The following is a 19,998-nucleotide window of genomic DNA, read 5'->3' as shown; positions in this document are numbered from 1 at the left end:
TCAGTCCAGGGTCTGGCGGTAGCGTTTGAGCGCCACGGCGCCGGCCACCGCCAGAAACAGCAGCATGGGCCAGAGATCGGCCCAGAGCTGCGGCGCCTGGTTACCCTTGAGCATGATGCCGCGCACGATGCGCAGGAAGTGCGTCAGCGGCAGGCCCTCGCCCAGCCATTGCGCCCAGACCGGCATGCCGCGGAACGGAAACATGAAACCCGAGAGCAGCATCGAGGGCAGAAAGAAAAAGAAGGTCATCTGCATCGCCTGCAGCTGGTTGCGCGCGATGGTCGAAAACGTGAAGCCCACCGCCAGATTCGCCACCATGAAGACGCCGATCATCGCCATGAGCAACGCGAAACTGCCCACCATCGGCACCTCGAACAGCAGCCAGGCCGCGCCCAGGATCACGCACAGCTGCACATAGCCGATCACCACGTAGGGCAGGATCTTGCCCACCATCACCTCCAGCGGCCGCACCGGCGTGGCGAGCAGGTTTTCCATCGTGCCGCGCTCGCGTTCGCGCGTCATGGCCAGACTGGTCAGCATCACCATGGTCATGGTGAGGATGGTGCCGATCAGGCCGGGCACGATGTTGTAGCGCGACAGGCCCTCGGGGTTGTAGCGCCGGTGGATTCGCAGTTCAAACGGCGCCGCGCCCTTCTGCAACGACCGCAGCGGGCCGGTGAGATCGTGGCGCAGGGCCAGGTTCGTCATCTCGCCGAGCGCGGCGATCGCGTTGCCCGATGCCGAGGGGTCGGTGGCGTCCACCGAGACCAGCACCGCCGGGCGCTCGCCGCGCACCACATCGCGCGAAAAGTCCGGGGGAATCACGATCATGAACTGCACCTCGCCCGCCGCCAGCAGGGCATCGGCCTCGGCTTCGCTGGTGCCCTGGTGCACCAGCTTGAAATAGCCAGTGTTCTGCAGCGAGGCCACCAGGCTGCGCGCCAGCGGACCGGCGTCGGCCGCCACCACCGCCGTGGGCAGGCCCTTGGGGTCGGTGTTGATGGCGTAACCGAACAGCACCAGCTGCATCACCGGCACACCCACCGCCATGGCGAAGGTGAGCCGGTCGCGCAGCATCTGCTGGAACTCCTTGATGAACACGGCCCAGGTGCGCGCGGGCGAAAACCATTTCATGTGCGCCCCGCCTGGCTGTGGCCGAAGTTGTCCTGCGCCTGGTCGATCAGGCTGATGAACACGTCTTCCAGATTGGCGCGTGTTTCGTGCAACACCAAGCCGCCCTCAGCCTGCAGGGTCCCGAGCGACTGCGCCAGCAGCGCGGCGTCGCGCCCGGCCACATGCAACGTGGTGCCAAAGGCGACGACGTTCTGCACCCCGGGCAATCCGCGCAAGCGTTCACTCAAGGCCGGGTCGGCAGCGCCTTCGAGTGCCCAGACGCTCAGGCCCGCCGCGTCGACGATCTCGCGCTCGCTGCCACGCGCGAGCACCTTGCCGTAGGCGATGTAGACCAGGTCGTGGCAGCGCGCGGCCTCGTCCATGTAGTGGGTGGACACCAGCACCGTGATGCCCTGCGCGGCCAGCTGGTGGATCTGGTCCCAGAAGTCGCGTCGGGCCTTGGGATCCACGCCGGCCGTGGGTTCGTCGAGCAGCAGCAGGCGCGGTTCGTGGATCAGGCAGGCGGCCAGCGCCAGGCGCTGTTTCCAGCCGCCCGAGAGCGTGCCGGCAAGCTGGCTCTGGCGGCCCTGCAGGCCCAGCCGCTCCAGCGCCAGGTCCACCGCCGCGCGGCGGGTGGGCAGCTCGAACAAACGGGCCACGAAGTCCAGGTTTTCGCGGATCGAGAGGTCGTCGTAGAGGCCGAACTTCTGCGTCATGTAGCCCACCTGGCGCTTGATGGCGGCGGCCTCGCGGCGGAAGTCCAGCCCCAGGCACTGGCCCTCGCCCGCGTCGGGGCGCAGCAGGCCGCAGAGCATGCGGATGGTGGTGGTCTTGCCGCTGCCGTTGGGCCCGAGGAAACCGCAGATGCGGCCCTGCCCCACCTGCAGAGTCACGTCGTCCACCACGGCGCGACCGCCGTAGCGCTTGGTCAGGCCACGCACGTCGATGGCGAGGGCGTTCACTGGGGCTCCTGCGCCAACCGGGTCACGTCCAGCGGCTGACCGGGGTGCAAGCGGTTGGCGTCGGTCGGGCGAGGCGCCGCTTCCACCAGAAACACCAGCCGGGCGCGCTGGGCGTTGGAGTAGATCACCGGCGGCGTGAATTCCGGGCCGCTGGCGATGCGGACGATGCGCGCCGGAATCGGCTCGCCACAACCGTCGCAGCGCAGGCCCACCCACTGGCCGGTGGCGAGCGCGCCGACCTCGGTCTCGGGCACGTAGAACCGGGCCTTCACACCGCCCGGCGGCAGCAGCGACAGCACCGGCTGCCCCGGCGCCACGGTTTCGCCGACCCTGAAAAAAACCTCGGCCACCAGGGCATCGGCGGGTGCGGGCTGCTGCTTCTGCGCCAGCCGCCAGTCGCTCTGGCGCAGCGCCTGGCGCGCGGCTTCGGCCTGGGCCTGGGCGGCGTCGCGCTCGTCGCTGCGCGCCGGCAGGGCCGCCACGCGCAGGGCGGCCTGCAGCTCGGCGACCCGGGCGTTCGCCTGGTCGAGCGCGGCCTTGGCCGCGTCCAGACTGGCCTGCGACACAAAACCCTTGGCCACCAGATCGCGCTGGCGCGCCCAGGCGGTCTGGGCCAAGGCTGCCTGGGCGCGGGCCTGCGCCAGCTGGGCGCGGGTGACCGCCACCTCGTCGCTGCGCCGGCCTTTGGTGGTGTTGGCGGCCTGGGCCTGCGAGCCGGCCAGGCGGGCCTGGGCTTCGGCCTGCGCCGCCTGTTCGGCCTGCGCGTCGAGCGCGAACAAGGCGTCGCCCTGCCGGACCCGGTCCCCCGCCCGCACGGCCAGCGTGTCGAGCCGCCCACCCAACGGGGACGACACATGCACATAGTCGCCTTCGACGTAGCCCGACCAGCCCGCGGGCGGTGCCTCGCCGCAGGCCAGCAGCCCAGCGACCACGGTCAGCACCGCGGCCAGACGGGTGGCGCGCCGTCCATCGGGCGGCGGTTGTAGCCCTGCGGCGATGGCGTGGCCATCCTCGGACACGGTGGCCACCGGGGCTTTTCGGCGGAGGGTGTGGGTGAACACGCTGTCGGTCATGGGCGGGTCGTCCGGTAGGAGCCTGGCGGGGCGGGAGCTCCGCCGGCCGGGTTCATTCTGCCTTGAACTTTTCGCGGTGGGTCGCATCATTCCTTGCGATGAAACGTTTCCTGATCCTCCTGCTGGCCACGGTCGCTCTGCTCACCGGCTGCGCCACGCTCGACCAGCGGCAGCGGGCCTGGATCTTCCAGCCTTCCGACCTCAGCTGGTCGCGCGGCACCGAAGCCGCAGAGGGCATGGACGATGTCTGGATTCACTTCCCGTCACCGGAAACCGGCCAGCCGGTGAAGCTGCACGGCCTGTGGCTGGCGCATGACAACTTCAGCACCCGGCCGGACGCCCCGGTGCTGCTCTACCTGCACGGGGCTCGGTTCAACGTGACCGGCTCGGCCTTCCGGGCGCGCCGCATGCAGGAGCTGGGGTTTTCGGTGCTCGCCATCGACTACCGCGGCTTCGGCAAGAGCTCGCCGGGGTTGCCCTCGGAAACCACGGCCTACGAAGACGCGCGCGCCGCCTGGGACTGGCTGGGCCATCACCACCCGGACCGGCCGCGTTACATCTTCGGCCACTCGCTGGGCGGCGCCATCGCCATCGAGCTCGCGGCCCAGGTGAAAAACGAAGCGGGCACCCTGGTCGAAGGCAGTTTCACCTCGATCCCGGACGTGGTCAGCACCTTCAAGTGGGGCTGGCTGCCGGTGGGGCCGCTCATCACCCAGCGCTTTGAAGCGGTCAAGCGCGTGCCCACCATCGGCTCGCCGCTGCTGGTGGTGCACGGCGGAGCCGACCGGCTGATCCAGCCCGCACTGGGGCGGCGCCTGTTTGAAGCGGCCACCGGTCGCAAGGCCTTCGTGCTGGTGGAGGGCGGCTCGCACCACAACACCAACTCGGTGGGCCAGCCGCAGTACCGGGCGGCGCTGAGCGAGCTGTTCGGCCTGAAATAGAACACCCCCCGCGCCGCTTCGCGTCACCCCCCAAGGGGCGGCACTGGCCGTCTGGCAGAGCCAGCCCGGCGGTGCCCTGGGTGGCGCTCCGGCGACCCGTCGGCCCGGTGCGCTTCTGCTACCCTCGACCGGATGTCCGCCAAGCCCTCTTCCATGTCGCCCGGCCTGATCGTGCTGGTGCTCGCGCTGCTGCTGGGTCTGCAGCCCATCACCACCGATCTGTACCTGCCCGCCCTGCCCGCGTTGACCGACGGCTTTGGCGCCTCGATGTCGCAGGCGCAGCTCACGCTGACCTCGCTGCTGCTCGCTTTCGGTCTGTCGCAACTGGTGTGGGGCCCGCTGTCGGACCGCTTCGGGCGCCGCCCCATCCTGCTGCTGGGCACAAGCCTTTTCGTGGTCGCGTCGATCGGCAGCACGTTTTCGCCGTCGATGGAACAGCTCATCGTCTGGCGCATCGTGCAGGGCATCGCCATGGGCGCGGGGGTCATGTGCGCGCGCGCCATCGTGCGCGACCTGTACGCCCCGGTCGAAGGCGCGCGGATGATGTCCAAGGGGCTGACCGGGCTGGGCGTGATCGCCTGCGGCAGCGCGCCACTGGGCGGCCTGCTGTCCGAGCAGTTCGGCTGGCGCGTGGCCCTGATGGCGCTGGCCGTGTTCGGCGCCATCACGTTGGCCCTGCTGGCGTGGCGCTTCGAGGAAACCCTGCGGCAGAAAAACCCGCGTGCGCTGGAGCCCGCCACCCTGCTGCGCACCTGGTGGCAGATCGCACGCCATCCCACCTTCTGGGCCTTTGCCCTGCTGGCCACCACCACCTACGGCGGGCTGTTCACCTTTCTGGCGGCGTCCTCATTCGTCTTCATCAAGGTGCTGGGCCTGAGCAAGACGGTCTACGGCCTGCTGATGTTCACCATGTCGCTGAGTTACATCGTGGGTACATTGGCCTGCCGCCGCCTGCTGCCGCGTTTCGGCGTGCGCCGCACGGTGGCGATCGCCGGGTTCTTCACGCTCACGGGTGGCACGCTCATGGGCGTGATCGGCCTGCTGGGGGTGCAGAGCCTGTGGGCCATCATCCTGCCGTTCTACCTGTTCATGTTGGGCCACGGCGTGCACCAGCCCTGCGGCCAGAGCGGCGCGGTGAGCCCGTTTCCGCAGGCGGCCGGCGCGGCTTCGGCGCTCAGCGGTTTTCTGATGATGGTGGCCGCCTTTTTCATGGGTGGCTGGCTGGGCAAGAGCCTGGCCGCCACCGGGGATGGTGCGGGCACGGTGCTGCCACTGACCAACGGCGTGTGGTTCTGGAGCGTGCTGGTGGCCACCACGGCTTGGACGCTGGTCCAGCGCCATGGTGAGGAAGCCCCCCCTGCGCCGCTTCGCGTCTTCCCCCCCCAGGGGGGGGACCACACCAGTGGCCCGGCAAAGCCGGTTCCACGGTGTGTGCTGGAAGCTGGCCAACAGCAGCCCGATTCGACTGAACCCTCTCGTGCCAACCCATGAGCGGACCACCATCGCTGGTCAGTTGCATCGCCATCGCCGGCCCAACGGCCAGTGGTAAGAGCGCGGCTTCGCTGGCCATCGCGCAGCGCTGGCCGGTGGAGATCATCAGCGTCGATTCGGCGCTGGTGTACCGCGGCATGGACATCGGCACCGCCAAGCCCACGCCGGCCGAGCTGGCCCAGGTGCCGCACCACCTGATCGACATCCGCGACCCGCTGGAGACCTACAGCGCGGCCGATTTCGTGGCCGATGCCACGCGGCTGATCGACGGCATCGCCGCGCGCGGCCGCACGCCGCTGCTGGTGGGCGGCACCATGCTGTATTTCAAGGCGCTCACGCAGGGCCTGGACGACATGCCCCGCGCCGACGCCGCGGTGCGCGCGCGCATCGAAGCCCGTGCCCACGCACTCGGCTGGCCCGCGCTGCACGCCGAACTGGCGCGGGTGGACCCGGTGACGGCCGCGCGCCTGTTCCCCAACGACTCGCAGCGCATCCAGCGTGCGCTCGAGGTGTTCGAAATCTCCGGCCAGCCCCTGTCGGCGCTGCAGACCGGTGGCACGGCGCACAGCAGCCCGCTGCCCCCCCACGCCCTGCTCTCGCTCGAACCCCTGGACCGCGCCTGGCTGCACGCGCGCATCGCGCAGCGCTTCGACGCCATGCTCGCCGCCGGCTTTCTGGACGAGGTGCGGCGGCTGCGCGCGCGCGGCGACCTGCACACCGGGCTGCCGTCCATGCGCTGCGTGGGCTACCGCCAGGCCTGGGACGCTCTGGACGCGGCGGGTGATGCGCTGGACGACGCCGGCCTCGCCGAACTGCGCGACCGCGGCATCTTCGCCACCCGCCAGCTCGCCAAGCGCCAGCTCACCTGGCTGCGCTCCATGCCCGAGCGCCAGATCATCGCCTGCGATGCGCCCGACGCCCTGGCGCGCGTGTTGCAATCGGTGCAGGGCCTGCTGGGGCCACCCACCCAGGCCTGAACCGCATCACACCATGCTGCGCCGCCTGATCAACCGCCTGCCGCCGGCCCTGCGCTGCCATTGCACGCTGGGCCATCTGGTCTGGCTGGTGGTGCTGGTGGTGGTGTTCCTGGTCTGGGGGCATGGGGCATGAGCGGCGCCCGGCCGTTCCGAAGGCGCTCAGCCCCGCAGTGCGCAGCACGGAGGGTAGTCCAGTGAGCTCGCACCGCAGCCCGGAGGGCGAAGGTCCTCCAGCGAACCCGGCGAGCCTGCTGGTGCAGAACCTGCACAAACGCTACGGCGACACCCCCGTGTTCAGCCACGTCAACCTGCGCGTGGAGCCGGGCGAATTCATTGCCATCGTGGGCGAGTCGGGCGTGGGCAAGTCCAGCCTGCTCAACTGCCTGGCCGCGCTGGACGACTGGAGCGAAGGCACGATCACACACAACGGTGTCGATCTCGGCACGCTCAGCGAAACCCAGCGCGCCCACTGGCGGCGCGAACACCTGGGCTTCGTGTTCCAGGCCTTTCACGTGCTGCCGCACCTGGACGTGGCGCAAAACGTGGGCCTGCCCCTGCTGCTGCTCAAGCGCCCCGACCCGGCACGCGTGGCGCAGATGCTCGAAGCGGTGGGTCTGGGCGGCCTGGGTGAGCGCCTGCCGGCCCAGCTCTCGGGCGGCCAGCTGCAGCGCGTGGCGATCGCCCGCGCGCTGGTGCACCGCCCCAGCCTGCTGCTGGCGGACGAACCCACCGGCAACCTGGACCCGGGCACCGCCACGCAGGTCATGGCCGTGCTGCAGCAACAGGCTGCGGAAAGCGGCGCGGCACTGGTCCTCGTGACGCACTCGGAAGCCGCGGCGGCGCGGGCGCAGCGCGTGCTGCGGCTGACGGCCTCGGGCTGTCGCTGACGCCGCGGCCCGGGTGAGCGCCGGGCGCCGACCGCGCCCACCCGACCACGGCAGACCGCCCGCCCCCGCAGCCGCGCCATGGCCCCGGCGAGGCGGCAAGACCCCTCGTTCAGCGGCGCATCACCCCCTCGAAAACGCTTACCACAAGCCGCCAAGCAGTGGTATTTCCATACCGGAAAACCCCTCCTTAACTCAATGCAAACCTTTGCAATATTCGGGCTTTCCATACCTGTGGTAGCAGGACAAATTTGTTGGTTACGTTACGGTTACGTACCGGGTTTCGAGGGTTTACACCAAATGCAACCGTTTGCCCGAATGATCGAATACGGCCACCTTTTCCGACTGTTGCGTTTTGTTTCACATGCGCCAACGACAGGAAAGGGCCTTCATCCATAAAACCCCCCGGAGCAACACATGTCTCACGTTTTCAAACTGGCTGCCCTGGCCGCCCTCTGTGCCACCGCCGCTGCCGCCCACGCTGACGTCACTTTCGACGCCAACCTGGAACTCGACACCACCTACTTCGGCGCGGTCGATGCGCCCGCCACCAACGCCCGCGAGAGCGACCTGTCGATGGGCGGCCGGGTGGAGGTCAACGTCGGTGGCAAGGCCGCCAACGGCGACGCCTTCGTGGAGGCCCGTGCCTCCCTGCTGCTGAAGAAAGACGGCGACACCGGCACCGACGACATGTGGGTCAAGTTCGGCAACGCCGGCATGGACATCAAGATGGGCCGCTTCGAAGCCATGGACCTGTTCCCCCTGGGCAAGGACATCGTGGTTGAAAACAGCGGCTACGGCGGCTACCACGCCAACAAGCTGCGCGGCCGTTTTGGCAGCGACACCGCGCACGGCGCACTGGGCGTCAACGCCGGCCCCGCCCGCATTGAAGTGGGCCTGGTCTACAGCAAGGACACCGACGCGGTTCGCGGCGTGCGTCCCGCGGTGAGCTACACCACGGGCCCCATCACCCTGCGCGCCGGCGTGGAGTCGGTCAAGGTCGTCGGCGGCGGCGACAGCACCAACGGTGTCGGCCTGTCCATGGGCTACGCGCTGGACAAGGACAGCAGCCTGAACCTGAACTTCGCCAAGATGGAGGACGACAAGTCCTTCGGCGTCAACGCCACCTTCGGCCCGGCCGGCGTGGGCGTGATCCTGGACAAGGGTGCCAACTCGGCCAAGAACACCACCTTCTACGCGGCTTATGCCCTGCCGCTGTTCGGCGTCAAGGGCGCCACCATCACCCCGGCCGTCAGCTTCGCCAAGGGCGGCACCGGCACCGACAACCAGTTCGCTGCCCGCGTGCGCATCAACTACGCGTTCTGATCCACGCGTTTCGCGGGCGAGGGGCCAGGCCCAGCCCGCACCGTTTTCTTCAAGGCAATCAGTTTCGCCCGGCGCTTCCAAGCCCGGGCGTTTTTTTTGGGACGAACGCGGTACCGGGGTATCCGCTGCGCGACCGATGCACGGCCTAATGGGGTGAAATAATGAAACGATGTCACGCACCCCTCCATCCCTTCCCCCGATGCCCCCCACCACCGACACCACCCCCGCTGCCCTCACACCGCCAGACAAAGGGCGCCGACGCGTGCAGATGATCGACATCGCGCGCATGGCGGGTGTTTCCACCTCCACCGTCTCGCGCGCACTCAGCGGCAGCTCGCTCATTCCCGAGGCCACGCGCAACCGCATCACCGAACTGGCACGTTCGCTCCACTACCGCGTCAACGTGGGCGCGGCCAATCTGCGCAAGGGCGACGTGCAGACCATCGGTGTCGTGCTGCTGAGCGACAGCACGCAGATGATCTCGGACCCTTTCGTGCTGGGCATCCTGGGCTCGTTGACCGACACGGTGAACGACCTCGGCATGAATCTTCTGCTGACCCGCCTGCAGGAAAACCGCGAGGACCAGATGCGCTCGATGGTGGAGTCGGGCCAGGTCAACGGCCTGGTGGTGATCGGCCAGCTCTCCCTGCACGACCACCTCAATGAGCTGGTGCAGCAGGGCATCCCCATGGCGGTGTGGGGCGCCAGCCTGGGAGACGCCCTGTACCCAGTGGTGGGCGGCGACAACCTGCGGGGAGGCTACCTCGCCACGCGCCACCTGATCGAGAAGGGCTGCCGCCGCATCGCCTTCTTCGGCGACACCAACCACCCGGAGGCAAGCCTGCGCTTTCAAGGCTACGAGCGGGCCCTGCAAGAGGCCGGCCTCGAAGCCGATCCCCGCCTACGGCAGCACTACCTGTTTGGCGACGCGCGCATCCGGGAAACCATCGAAGGCTGGCTCAACCAGCATCTGGACTTTGACGCGATCTTTGCCTGCAGCGACGTGACGGCCATATCGCTCATGGGTGCCTTGCGCGAGCGTGGCATTCCGGTCCCCGGGCAGGTGCGCGTGGTTGGTTACGACGACATCCTGCTGTCCATGCACGTCCACCCCACGCTCACCACGGTGCGCCAGCCCATCGAACAGGCCGGCCGGGCGCTGGTCGCGCTGCTGTTCGAGTCCATCGCCGGCGCCCCCCGCCGCAACATCGTCCTGCCCACCGAGCTGATCGTCCGCGACAGCAGCCTTTAGCAGGGTCTGACCGGGCCTGCACCCGGTTTTCCAGAAGAATGCGGCAACGGGGCGCGCGAGGCGTTGACCCCCACCTTGCGCCGACCTCATGCGACCGCCCGAGCGACCGCACCAATATTCTTCTAAGGGTAATTACCAGCATGCAATCGTTTGCATTGGTGCTTTAATTCATTTTCTCCAGAGGCCACATTCACCACCAACCATCAGGTTCCCGCGACCCATCACACGTCCATGAGCCAATCCAATCTGCGCTTGCGCAACATCCAGAAAAGCTACGGGAAGGTCCAGGTCATTCACGGCGTGGATCTGGACATCGAGCCAGGCGAATTCGTGGTGTTCGTCGGCCCTTCGGGCTGCGGCAAGACCACGCTGCTGCGCATGATCGCGGGCCTCGAAGACATCACCGGGGGCACCCTCTCCATCGCCGGTCAGACCGTGAACGATCTGCCGCCCAGCGAGCGTGGCGTGGCCATGGTGTTCCAGAGCTACGCGCTCTACCCGCACAAGACGGTCTACGACAACATGGCCTTTGGCCTGAAGATCGCCAAGGTGCCCAAGCCCGAAATCGACCGCCGGGTCCGTGAGGCCTCGGAGATTCTGCAGATCACCGAGTACCTGGAGCGGCTGCCCAAGGCCCTGTCGGGCGGGCAGCGCCAGCGCGTGGCGATCGGCCGCGCCATCGTGCGCGATCCCAAGGTGTTCCTGTTCGACGAGCCGCTGTCCAACCTGGACGCGGCCCTGCGCACCAAGATGCGCGTGGAGCTGGCCACCCTGCACCGTCGCCTGGGCGCGACCATGGTCTACGTCACTCACGATCAGATCGAGGCCATGACGCTGGCCGACAAGATCGTGGTGCTCAACAAGGGCCGCATCGAACAGGTGGGCGCGCCGCTGGAGCTCTACCACCGCCCCGCCACGCGCTTCGTGGCCAGTTTCATCGGCTCGCCCCAGATGAACTTCATGGAAGGCGCATACGCGCAGCAGTTCGGCGCCCAGACCGTGGGCGTGCGACCCGAGCACCTGCGCATCGACGCAGCGGGCCCGCTGGAGGGCACCCTGCGCCACGCCGAGCAGTTGGGCAACGAAACCTTTGCCTATGTGGACGCCGGTCCGCTGGGCGATCTGACAGCGCGCATCGACGGCTCCATTACCGTGGAGCCGGGCGAGCGCCTGAGGCTGGGTTACCAGCCGGAGCACCTGTACCGCTTCGATGCGGCGGGGCTGCGCATTTGACGGACCCCATCCCGGGGATATCCAACCCATGGCGCCGCGGATGGTCCGCGATGCCGACAGAGGAGCAACACAAGATGTTCAAGACAAGCACCATCGCCGGGGCCGCCGCCCTGGCCCTGACCTCCCTGAGTGGCGCGGCCATGGCCGCCGACTACAAGGGGCCCGATCTGAAGGGTGAGGTGGTCACCATCACCTGCCCCTGGACCGGCGCCGAAGAAGGCATGTTCAAGAAGGTCATCGCCAACTTCGAGAAGGCCACCGGCGCCACGGTGAAGCACTCGTGCTCGCAGAGCTCCGAGCAGCAGATCGTGATCGACATCAAGGCCGGTTCACCGTCCAACATCTCCGTGTTCCCGCAGCCCGGCCTGGCCGCCAACATGGCCGCCGTCGGTGGCTTGACGCCGCTGGGCAACAAGGCACGCGACTGGGTCAAGGCCAACTACGCCGCCGGCAGCTCCTGGGCCGACCTGGGCACCTACAAGAACAAGGCCGGCAAGGACGAGTTCTACGGTTTCTTCTACAACGTGAACGTCAAGAGCCTGGTCTGGTACATCCCGGAGAACTTCAAGGAAAAGGGCTACAAGGTGCCCAAGTCCATGGAGGAGCTGCAGGAGCTGACCAAGAAGATCGCCGCCGACGGTGGCAAACCCTGGTGCATCGGCCTGGGCAGCGACGCCGCCACCGGCTGGCCCGCCACCGACTGGGTGGAAGACATGATGCTGCGCACCCAGAGCCCGCAGGTCTACGACGAGTGGACCAACAACAAGATGAAGTTCAACGACAAGCGCGTGGTCGAGGCGATCGAGGCCTATGGCTGGTTCGCCCGCAACGACGCCTACGTGGACGGCGGCGCCAAGGCCGTGGCCACCGTGAGCTTCAAGGACAGCCCCAAGGGTCTGTTCGGCACGCCGCCCAAGTGCTACATGCACCGCCAGGCCAGCTTCATCCCCGCCTTCTTCCCCGACGGCAAGGCCGAAGACGCCGACTTCTTCTACTTCCCGTCCTACGCCGGCAAGAAGCTGGGCAACCCGGTCCTGGGCGGCGGCACGATCATGACGATCACCAAGGACAGCAAGGGCGCCAAGGCCTTCATGGAATACCTGCAGCACCCGCAGGCACACGAGATCTGGATGGCCGAAGGCGGCTTCCTGACCCCACACAAGGGTGCGGACCTGGGCAAGTACAAGACCAAGGCGCTGCGCAAGCAGGGTGAGATCCTGCAGGGCGCGACCACCTTCCGCTTCGACGGTTCCGACCTGATGCCCGGCGCCGTGGGTGCCGGCAGCTTCTGGAAGGGCATGGTCGACTACTCGGGTGGCAAGTCGGCCCAGGCGGTGGCGGACGACATCCAGAAGTCCTGGGAAACACTCAAGTAACCCCCCTGCGCCGCTTCGCGTCTTCCCCCCTGAAGGGGGGACGCTCCCAGTGGCCTGGCAAAGCCAGTTCCACGGGAGCCCTGGAAGGCGAAGTGGCGCGCGTGCCGCCCCGTCTGTTTGTTTGCCGTTCTGTTGACCACCATGACTGATTCAATCTTCCAGACATTCTTGGCCGTGGTGGTCAGCGTCGGTTTCTGTCTGCTGTATTTCGCAGGCAGCAACTTCCTGCTGGACCGCATCGTGGCCCTGCCCTTTGCCACGCGCAACCGGCGCGAGGCGATCCGCTCGAACGTGCAGCCCTGGCTGTTCCTGGCGCCGGCCCTGCTGCTGCTGGGCGTGTACCTGGTCTATCCGCTGTTCGAGACTTTCCGCCTGAGCTTCTTCGACACCGTGGGCCAGACCTTCGTGGGCCTGGCCAATTACGTGTGGGTGTTCAAGGACGACAACTTCCTCATCACCATCCGCAACAACTTCATGTGGCTGCTGGTGGTGCCCGCGGTGTCCACCGCGCTGGGCCTGGTGGTGGCCGTGCTGGCCGACCGTGTGTGGTGGGGCCATGTGGCCAAGACGCTGGTGTTCATGCCCATGGCGATCAGTTTCGTCGGCGCCAGCGTGATCTGGAAATTCGTGTTCGACTTCCGCGGGCCCGACGCCGAACAGATCGGCCTGCTCAACGCCATCGTCACCGGCATGGGGTTCCAGCCCCAGGCCTGGGTCACGCTGCCGTTCTGGAACAACTTCTTCCTCATGGCCATCCTGATCTGGATCCAGACCGGCTTCGCCATGGTGATCCTCTCGGCCGCGCTGCGCGGCGTGCCCAACGACACCCTCGAAGCCGCCCGCATCGACGGCGCCAGCGAGCTGCAGATCTTCTTTGAAATCATGGTGCCGCAGGTCATGTCCACCATCCTCGTGGTCTGGACCACCATCACCATCACCGTGCTCAAGGTGTTCGACATCGTCATGGCCATGACCGGCGGCCAGTGGGACACCAGCGTGCTGGCCAACCTGATGTACGACTGGATGTTCCGCGGCGGCGGCGACTACGGGCGCAGCTCCACCCTGGCCATGGTGCTCATGCTGGCCGTGATCCCGGTGATGGCCTTCAACATCCGCCGCTTCCGCGCCGAGGAGGCCCAACGATGAAACCCCGCCGCATCAACCTGGCCTCGCTGGCCGCCCATGCCCTGCTGCTGGTGATCGTGGTGGCCTGGGTGCTGCCGACCTTCGGTCTGCTGGTCTCCAGCTTCCGCGACCGCGAGCAGATCGTGGGCAGTGGCTGGTGGACCGCCCTGTCCACCCAGACCCGGCCCGACATGCGCCGCACCGGCGGCGCCCAGAGCGTGGTGCCCGAGGGCGACCACTTCGTCATCGCCGGGCGCCTGTTCCCCGAAGGCGCGTCGGTCAAGCTCAGCCGCTTCTCGCTCAAGTCGTCCAACCCGGGCGAGTTCCGCGTCGGCAAGACGGTCGAGCTGGCCGATGCCCAGGTGTTCGACGACGAAGACGGCCGGCCCGACGGCACGCTCAGCGTGGCCGCCGACGGCAGCTACCGGCTGGTGCTGAACCAGGCCTACGAGAGCGACCGCGGCGTGCGCATCTTCTTCGTGGCCGAAAAGCCGCCCTCCTTCACGACCACCAACTACCAGAAGGTGGTGGCGTCCGAAAGCGTGGGCGATGCCTTCCTCAACACCTTCAAGGTCACCATTCCCGCGACCTTCATCCCCATCCTGATCGCGGCCTTCGCCGCCTACGCCTTCAGCTGGATGGAGTTCCCCGGCCGGCGCTGGCTGTTCGTGGTGGTGGTGGGCCTGCTGGTCGTGCCGCTGCAGATGTCGCTCATCCCGCTGCTGCGGCTGTACAACGACCTCGGCGAAACGCTGGGCATGCCGTCCAAGTCGTACCTGGGCATCTGGATGGCGCACTCGGCCTTCGGCCTGCCCCTGGCCATCTACCTGCTGCGCAACTACATCGCCTCGCTGCCGCGCGACATCATCGAAAGCGCGCGCATGGACGGCGCCACGCATTTCCAGATCTTCACCAGCATCGTGCTGCCGCTGTCCATCCCCGCGCTGGCGAGTTTTGCCATCTTCCAGTTCCTCTGGGTCTGGAACGACTTCCTGATCGCGCTCGTGTTCCTGGGCAAGTCCCCCGACCAGGTGGTGCTGACGATCCGGCTCAACGACCTGCTCGGTTCGCGCGGCGAGAGCTGGGAGATCCTCACCGCCAGCGCCTTCGTCTCCATCGCCGTGCCGGTGCTGGTGTTCTTCTCGCTGCAACGCTTCTTCGTGCGGGGGCTGCTCTCTGGATCGGTGAAATGACCCCCCCTGCGCCGTGAGCATTGCTCCCCCCCTGCGCCGCTGCGCGGCTTCCCCCCAGGGGGACCACGCCCTCTGACCGGCGGAGCCGGATCTTCGGCGTGTACTGGAACGGACATTTCTCTCCGCCCCCATTTCTTTTGAATCAACGATGACCGATGTTTTGAGTTTCCCTTCTTCGTTCGAATGGGGCTGCGCCACCGCCGCTTTCCAGATCGAAGGCGGTGCCCACGAGGGTGGCAAGCTGCCCAGCATCTGGGACGACTTCTGCGCGCAACCCGGCCGCATCAAGGACGGCAGCGACGGCCTCGTGGCCTGCGACCATTACCACCGCTACCCCGAAGACGTGGCGCTGATGGCCCGGCTGGGCTTCCGGCACTACCGCTTCTCCATCGCCTGGACCCGCGTGATGGATGCGCAAGGCCGCCCCAACCCGGCGGGCCTGGACTTCTACCGGCGCCTGCTCGACGAGCTGCACCGGCACGGCATCACCCCCAACGCCACCCTGTTCCACTGGGACCTGCCCTCGCACCTCGAAGGCGGCTGGCTCAACCGCGACACGGCGTACCGGTTCGCCGACTACGCCGCCCTGATCGCGCGCGAGCTGGGCGACCGGCTGCCGCGCGTGGCCACGCTCAACGAACCCTGGTGCAGCGCCTTTCTCGGCCACGATCAGGGCGTGTTCGCCCCCGGAGGGCAAGACCGCGAGGCCTCGCTGGTCGCGGCCCACCACCTCGTGCTGGCCCACGGCCTGGGAGTGCAGGCCTGGCGCGCGGTGCGTGCGGACACCGCGCTGGGCATCGTGCTCAACCCCGAGCTGAGTGACCCGGCCAGCGACGCCGCCGGGGACGTGGCGGCCGCGCGCATGGCCGAACTCGAACGCAACGAGGTGTTCCTCAACCCCCTGTTCGGCCGGGAGTGGCCCGCCGAGATGCTGGCCCAGATCGGCACGCGCGCGCACGAGCGCCGGCCACAAGACCTGGCCATCTGCGCGCAGCCGCTGGACTTCATCGGCCTGAACTACTACACCCGCTCGGTGGCGCGCGCGCCCACCAGCGCGAGCGAAACCCGCCGGGGTTATGCCCTCGTGCCGCCCACCGGGGCCGAGCTGCCCCTGACCGACATCGGCTGGGAAATCTACCCATCGGGTCTGGGCCGCGTGGTGCGCAACCTCAGCCGCCAATGGCCCCTGCCGCCGATCTGGATCACGGAAAACGGCGCCGCCGACAACACCGGCGTGAGCCACGGCGAATGCCGCGACGCAATGCGCGTGCGCTACCTGCAGGCCCACCTGGCCGAGCTGGCCAGCCTGATCGAAGCGGGCTTCGACATCCGCGGCTACTACGTCTGGAGCCTGCTCGACAACTTCGAGTGGGCACAGGGCTACAGCCAGCGTTTCGGCATCGTTCACGTGGACTACGCCACGCAGACCCGCACCCTCAAACACAGCGCCCGCTGGCTGCAGACCGTCATGCAGCGCAGCGCGAGCGCGGCCCCCGACCTCTGAAACCCCTCACAACCCGTTCATCCGACCCATGAACCCTCAGAACCTTTCCCGAAACAACCCCTGGTGGCGCGGCGGCGTGATCTACCAGATCTACCCGCGCAGCTTCCAGGACAGCAACGGCGACGGCATCGGTGACCTGGCCGGCATCACCCAGCGCCTGGACCACATCGCCGCGCTCGGCGCCGACGCGGTCTGGCTCTCGCCCTTCTTCAAGAGCCCCATGAAGGACTTCGGCTACGACGTCAGCGATTACTGCGACGTGGACCCGATGTTCGGCACCCTGGGCGACTTCAAGGCCCTGCTGGCCCGCGCCCACGCGCTGGGCCTCAAGGTCATGATCGACCAGGTGCTCTCGCACTGCTCCGACCAGCACCCCTGGTTCGTCGAGAGCCGATCCAGCCGCAACAACCCCAAGGCCGACTGGTTCGTCTGGGCCGATGCGCGCCACGACGGCACGCCGCCCAACAACTGGCTCTCCATCTTCGGCGGCAGCGCCTGGCAGTGGGACACGCGCCGGCGCCAGTACTACCTGCACAACTTCCTCACCAGCCAGCCCGATCTGAACTTCCACAACCCCGAGGTGCAGGACGCGCTGCTCGCCACGGTGAAGTTCTGGTTGGAGCTCGGCGTGGACGGCTACCGCCTCGACGCCATCAACTTCTGCTTCCACGACGCGGCCCTGCGCGACAACCCGGGGCGCGGCGTGCCGCTGGTGGAAGACCCCTCGGCCCCGTCGTCCAACCCCTACTCGTGGCAGCACCACCGGTACGACAAGAGCCAGCCCGAAGCGCTCGGTTTCCTGCGCCGCCTGCGCACCCTGGTCGATCAGTACGACGACACCACCATGGTCGGCGAGATCGGCGACGAGGCCGGGCTGACCATGGTGGCCGACTACACCGGCGGCAGCGACAAGCTGCACATGGCCTACTGCTTCACCCTGCTCGGTGCCTCGCACAGCGCCCCCTTCCTGCACGACGTGATCGACCAGTTCCAGCGCGTGGCGGGCGACGGCTGGCCCTGCTGGGCGCTGTCCAACCACGACGTGGCGCGGGTGAGCACGCGCTGGGGCGGCGAGCACCCCGACCCGCGCCTGCTGCGCCTGGCCGCGGCCTTCCAGCTGAGCCTGCGCGGCACGGTCTGCCTGTACCAGGGCGAAGAGCTGGGCCTGCCCGAAGCCAGTGTCGCTTTTGAAGATCTGCAGGACCCCTACGGCATCACCATGTGGCCCGAGCTCAAGGGCCGTGACGGCTGCAGAACTCCCATGCCCTGGGCCGCCGAGGCGCCCCACGCCGGCTTCTCCGAAAGTGAACGCTGCTGGCTGCCGGTGCCGCCGGAGCACCGGCCCTTCGCGGTGGACCGCCAGCGGGGCGAACCCGGTTCGCTGCTGGGCTATTTCACACAGCTGCTCCATTGGCGCCGCGATCAGCCGGCACTGTGGCAGGGCGAGATGGACCTGCTGCCCGCGGGCGAACAGGTCTTGGCCTTTGTGCGCGCCACAGCCTCGCAGCGCGTGCTCTGCGCCTTCAACTTCAGCGACGCACCGGCCTCGCTCGCGCTGCCCGCGGACTGGTCGAACGCCCGTGTGCTCGAAGGCAGCGGTCTGGGTGGCGCTCGCATCGACGGCGATACCCTGGTGTGCGAACCCTGGGGCGGGCTGTTCCTGGAGAGCTGAATGAAAACACCCCCGCAGCGCTTCGCGCTACCCCCTCAAGGGGGCGATACCAGTGGCCCGGCAAAGCCGGTTCCACGGTATCTCTGGAGGGAGTCGCCTCACTCCGGAAAGGCTCAAGGGGTCGGCGGCCGTCAGACCTTCAGGAACACGTCCCGGTCTGGCGCGAAGCAGGCGTGCAGCGGCAGCAGCGCACCGCCGAGCGCGCGCGCGTCCGAGCCGATGCTGCCCAGTTCCAGCCGCGGCATCTGCTGCAGACCTTCCCAGTTGTAGGCCTTGAGCGCCTCGGTGGTCTGCTGCAGCAGGCCTTGCAGCAACGGTGCGGCGGTGGAGCCGTCCATCACCACCGCGTCCAGGTCCAGAAAGGCGGTGCCCGACACGATGCAGTGCGCCAGCGCGAGCGCGGCGCGGGCGATCCACTCGCGGGTGTAGGGCAGCCAGGGCGCCTGCATGGCGCGCGCGTCGTAGGCGGCCATGGGGTCGAGCGCGTGTTCGCGAAAGCGCTGCTCCAGGTCCCACAGTGAAGCCTGGCTGATCAGTTGCGCGGGCAGTTCCTTCATGTGGGGCGTCGCCACCTGCAACGGCAGGGAAGCCACCGCGGCGGCGTTGCCGTGGGTGCCGCGGTGCAGGTGCGAGTTGATCACCAACCCGCCGCCCACGAAGGTGTCCATGAACAGGTAAAGGTAGCTGTGCAGGTCGCGCCCGCGCCCCTGCAGCAGCTCGGCCACGCAGGCGGCGGCGGTGTCTTTGGCGTAGCTCACCGGCAACTCGGTGAGGCGCTGCACCTCGGCGGCCAGGTCGATCTGGTTCCAGGCCTGCGACTGCGCTTCGGTCAGGCCCAGCATGCGGTGCCAGCCGCCGAGCTGGAACGGCGCGGCCACGCCCACGCCCACCACGCGGCTGCGCAGCGCGCCCAGCCCGTCGAGCAGGCGGTTCAGGTTTTCGCCGATGGCGGGCAGCAGGGTTTCGCTGTCGGGAAAGGGGTAGTCCAGCACCAGGCGCTCGCGCACATGGCCGGTGAAGTCGACCAGCAGCCAGTCGGCGCTGCGCCGCCCGATCTTGATGCCCACGGCAAAAGCGCCGTCGGGGTTCAGGCCGATCGGCACCGAGGGCTGGCCCACGCGCCCGCGCACCGGCGCTTCGCGGGTGAGCAACTGGTCCTCGTCGAGCCGGGCGGTGATCAGGCCGATGGTCTGGGCCGTGAGGCCGGTGAGCCGCGCCAGCTCGGCCTTGGGGCAACTGCCGTGCACGCGCAGGGCCTGCAGCACCACGCGGTCGTTGAACTGGCGCATGCCCACCTGGTTGGAGCCACGCGGGCGCAGCCGGGGGTTGTCGGCGGGTTCCGGGCTGGGTTCGGCGGCAGGCCCGTCGGCGGATTCGGTCGGGTTTTGATCGGTCACAGCCGCCGAGTTTGACATGCCTACACCCGCAGGCTGTTGCCGAGAACGCCCTTGCGCAGGATGAAATTGCCCCAGGGCTCCAGCTCACCGGTGACGACGATGGCATAGGCCTTTTTCACGCGCTCGTAAAACGCGTAACGCTCCACCGCCTCGGCCTGATCGTCCCGCAGGCCTTCGGCGGCCAACACCGCCAACGTCTCGCGCTGCAAGGCCGAGCGGTAACCGGGCTCGGTCCCGCCGACCTGCATGTAGGCCACCGGGTGCGGCACGTCCTGCGCCAGCGGCAGCACGCTGGCCACCGCCTGCACCGTGCGCACCATGCCGATGCCCGGCAGGCGCAGCACCGGCTTGCCCGCACCCAGGCTCATGGCGGTGAAGTTGGCGTCGGCCAGCACCACCGCGTCGTCGTGGCCCATCTCGGCCAGCAGCTTGAGCAGGTCCGGGCTGAGCAGAGGATCAATGCCTTTGAGCATTTTGGT

Annotated in this window: 17 protein-coding genes; 12 read left to right on the top strand and 5 right to left on the bottom strand. The window is 68.1% G+C overall.

Going from position 1 to position 19,998, the window contains the following annotated elements; genetic code table 11:
* From KIH07_RS14000 to KIH07_RS13990, 3 genes are read right to left on the bottom strand one after another with little or no spacing between them, the layout of a single operon-like run.
* The gene (locus KIH07_RS14000; protein WP_226492558.1) at nucleotides 1–1,134 is read right to left on the bottom strand and encodes an ABC transporter permease; all 1,134 of its coding nucleotides are present in this window, start codon (nucleotides 1,132–1,134) and stop codon (nucleotides 1–3) included.
* Nucleotides 1,131–2,075 (bottom strand): ABC transporter ATP-binding protein, encoded by a 945-nt coding sequence (locus KIH07_RS13995; RefSeq protein ID WP_226492557.1) that lies wholly within the window; start codon nucleotides 2,073–2,075, stop codon nucleotides 1,131–1,133. The genes KIH07_RS14000 and KIH07_RS13995 overlap by 4 nt, the downstream gene beginning before the upstream one ends.
* Nucleotides 2,072–3,148 (bottom strand): HlyD family secretion protein, encoded by a 1,077-nt coding sequence (locus tag KIH07_RS13990; protein WP_226492556.1) that lies wholly within the window; start codon nucleotides 3,146–3,148, stop codon nucleotides 2,072–2,074. Before KIH07_RS13990 ends, KIH07_RS13995 begins: the two co-directional genes overlap by 4 nt.
* A gap of 98 nt (nucleotides 3,149–3,246) precedes the next feature.
* Here KIH07_RS13990 and KIH07_RS13985 point away from each other — a divergent pair, with 98 nt between their 5' ends.
* The 12 genes from KIH07_RS13985 (at nucleotide 3,247) to KIH07_RS13930 (ending at nucleotide 18,122) form a co-directional block, all read left to right on the top strand.
* On the top strand, nucleotides 3,247–4,089 hold the full coding sequence (locus KIH07_RS13985; RefSeq protein WP_226492555.1) for an alpha/beta hydrolase: 843 nt from the start codon (nucleotides 3,247–3,249) through the stop codon (nucleotides 4,087–4,089).
* A 153-nt stretch (nucleotides 4,090–4,242) separates the two neighbouring features.
* Nucleotides 4,243–5,580, top strand: a complete 1,338-nt coding sequence (locus tag KIH07_RS13980) for a multidrug effflux MFS transporter (protein WP_226492554.1) — start codon at nucleotides 4,243–4,245, stop codon at nucleotides 5,578–5,580.
* Nucleotides 5,577–6,557, top strand: a complete 981-nt coding sequence (miaA, locus tag KIH07_RS13975; protein ID WP_226492553.1) for a tRNA (adenosine(37)-N6)-dimethylallyltransferase MiaA — start codon at nucleotides 5,577–5,579, stop codon at nucleotides 6,555–6,557. The genes KIH07_RS13980 and miaA overlap by 4 nt, the downstream gene beginning before the upstream one ends.
* Before the next feature lie 194 nt (nucleotides 6,558–6,751).
* Complete coding sequence (locus KIH07_RS13970) at nucleotides 6,752–7,444, top strand: ABC transporter ATP-binding protein (RefSeq protein WP_226492552.1); 693 nt, start codon at nucleotides 6,752–6,754, stop codon at nucleotides 7,442–7,444.
* 414 nt (nucleotides 7,445–7,858) lie between these two features.
* The gene (locus tag KIH07_RS13965) at nucleotides 7,859–8,767 is read left to right on the top strand and encodes a carbohydrate porin (protein WP_226492551.1); all 909 of its coding nucleotides are present in this window, start codon (nucleotides 7,859–7,861) and stop codon (nucleotides 8,765–8,767) included.
* A gap of 199 nt (nucleotides 8,768–8,966) precedes the next feature.
* Nucleotides 8,967–10,019: a LacI family DNA-binding transcriptional regulator gene (locus KIH07_RS13960; RefSeq protein WP_226492550.1), complete on the top strand. Its 1,053-nt coding sequence runs from the start codon at nucleotides 8,967–8,969 to the stop codon at nucleotides 10,017–10,019.
* Between the two features lie 231 nt (nucleotides 10,020–10,250).
* Nucleotides 10,251–11,252, top strand: a complete 1,002-nt coding sequence (locus tag KIH07_RS13955) for an ABC transporter ATP-binding protein (RefSeq protein ID WP_226492549.1) — start codon at nucleotides 10,251–10,253, stop codon at nucleotides 11,250–11,252.
* 74 nt (nucleotides 11,253–11,326) lie between these two features.
* Nucleotides 11,327–12,628 carry an ABC transporter substrate-binding protein gene (locus tag KIH07_RS13950; RefSeq protein ID WP_226492548.1) on the top strand — a complete coding sequence of 434 codons (1,302 nt, stop codon included), beginning with the start codon at nucleotides 11,327–11,329 and terminating at the stop codon, nucleotides 12,626–12,628.
* Between the two features lie 141 nt (nucleotides 12,629–12,769).
* Nucleotides 12,770–13,774 (top strand): carbohydrate ABC transporter permease, encoded by a 1,005-nt coding sequence (locus KIH07_RS13945; protein WP_226492547.1) that lies wholly within the window; start codon nucleotides 12,770–12,772, stop codon nucleotides 13,772–13,774.
* Nucleotides 13,771–14,946: a carbohydrate ABC transporter permease gene (locus KIH07_RS13940; protein WP_226492546.1), complete on the top strand. Its 1,176-nt coding sequence runs from the start codon at nucleotides 13,771–13,773 to the stop codon at nucleotides 14,944–14,946. The genes KIH07_RS13945 and KIH07_RS13940 overlap by 4 nt, the downstream gene beginning before the upstream one ends.
* 148 nt (nucleotides 14,947–15,094) lie before the next feature.
* The gene (locus KIH07_RS13935) at nucleotides 15,095–16,450 is read left to right on the top strand and encodes a GH1 family beta-glucosidase (RefSeq protein WP_226492545.1); all 1,356 of its coding nucleotides are present in this window, start codon (nucleotides 15,095–15,097) and stop codon (nucleotides 16,448–16,450) included.
* Between the two features lie 28 nt (nucleotides 16,451–16,478).
* On the top strand, nucleotides 16,479–18,122 hold the full coding sequence (locus tag KIH07_RS13930; protein WP_226492544.1) for an alpha-glucosidase family protein: 1,644 nt from the start codon (nucleotides 16,479–16,481) through the stop codon (nucleotides 18,120–18,122).
* A gap of 131 nt (nucleotides 18,123–18,253) precedes the next feature.
* On the opposite strand, the gene KIH07_RS13925 is transcribed toward KIH07_RS13930, so the two are convergent.
* Both KIH07_RS13925 and KIH07_RS13920 read right to left on the bottom strand, forming a co-directional pair.
* The gene (locus KIH07_RS13925) at nucleotides 18,254–19,411 is read right to left on the bottom strand and encodes an ROK family protein (protein ID WP_226494709.1); all 1,158 of its coding nucleotides are present in this window, start codon (nucleotides 19,409–19,411) and stop codon (nucleotides 18,254–18,256) included.
* A gap of 128 nt (nucleotides 19,412–19,539) precedes the next feature.
* Complete coding sequence (locus KIH07_RS13920) at nucleotides 19,540–19,992, bottom strand: RbsD/FucU family protein (protein WP_226492543.1); 453 nt, start codon at nucleotides 19,990–19,992, stop codon at nucleotides 19,540–19,542.
* Nucleotides 19,993–19,998: the final 6 nt, after the last annotated feature.

It is taken from the genome of Hydrogenophaga taeniospiralis (genome assembly GCF_020510445.1).
Classification (GTDB): domain Bacteria; phylum Pseudomonadota; class Gammaproteobacteria; order Burkholderiales; family Burkholderiaceae_C; genus Hydrogenophaga.
This window is presented reverse-complemented; position numbering and strand designations above follow the sequence as displayed.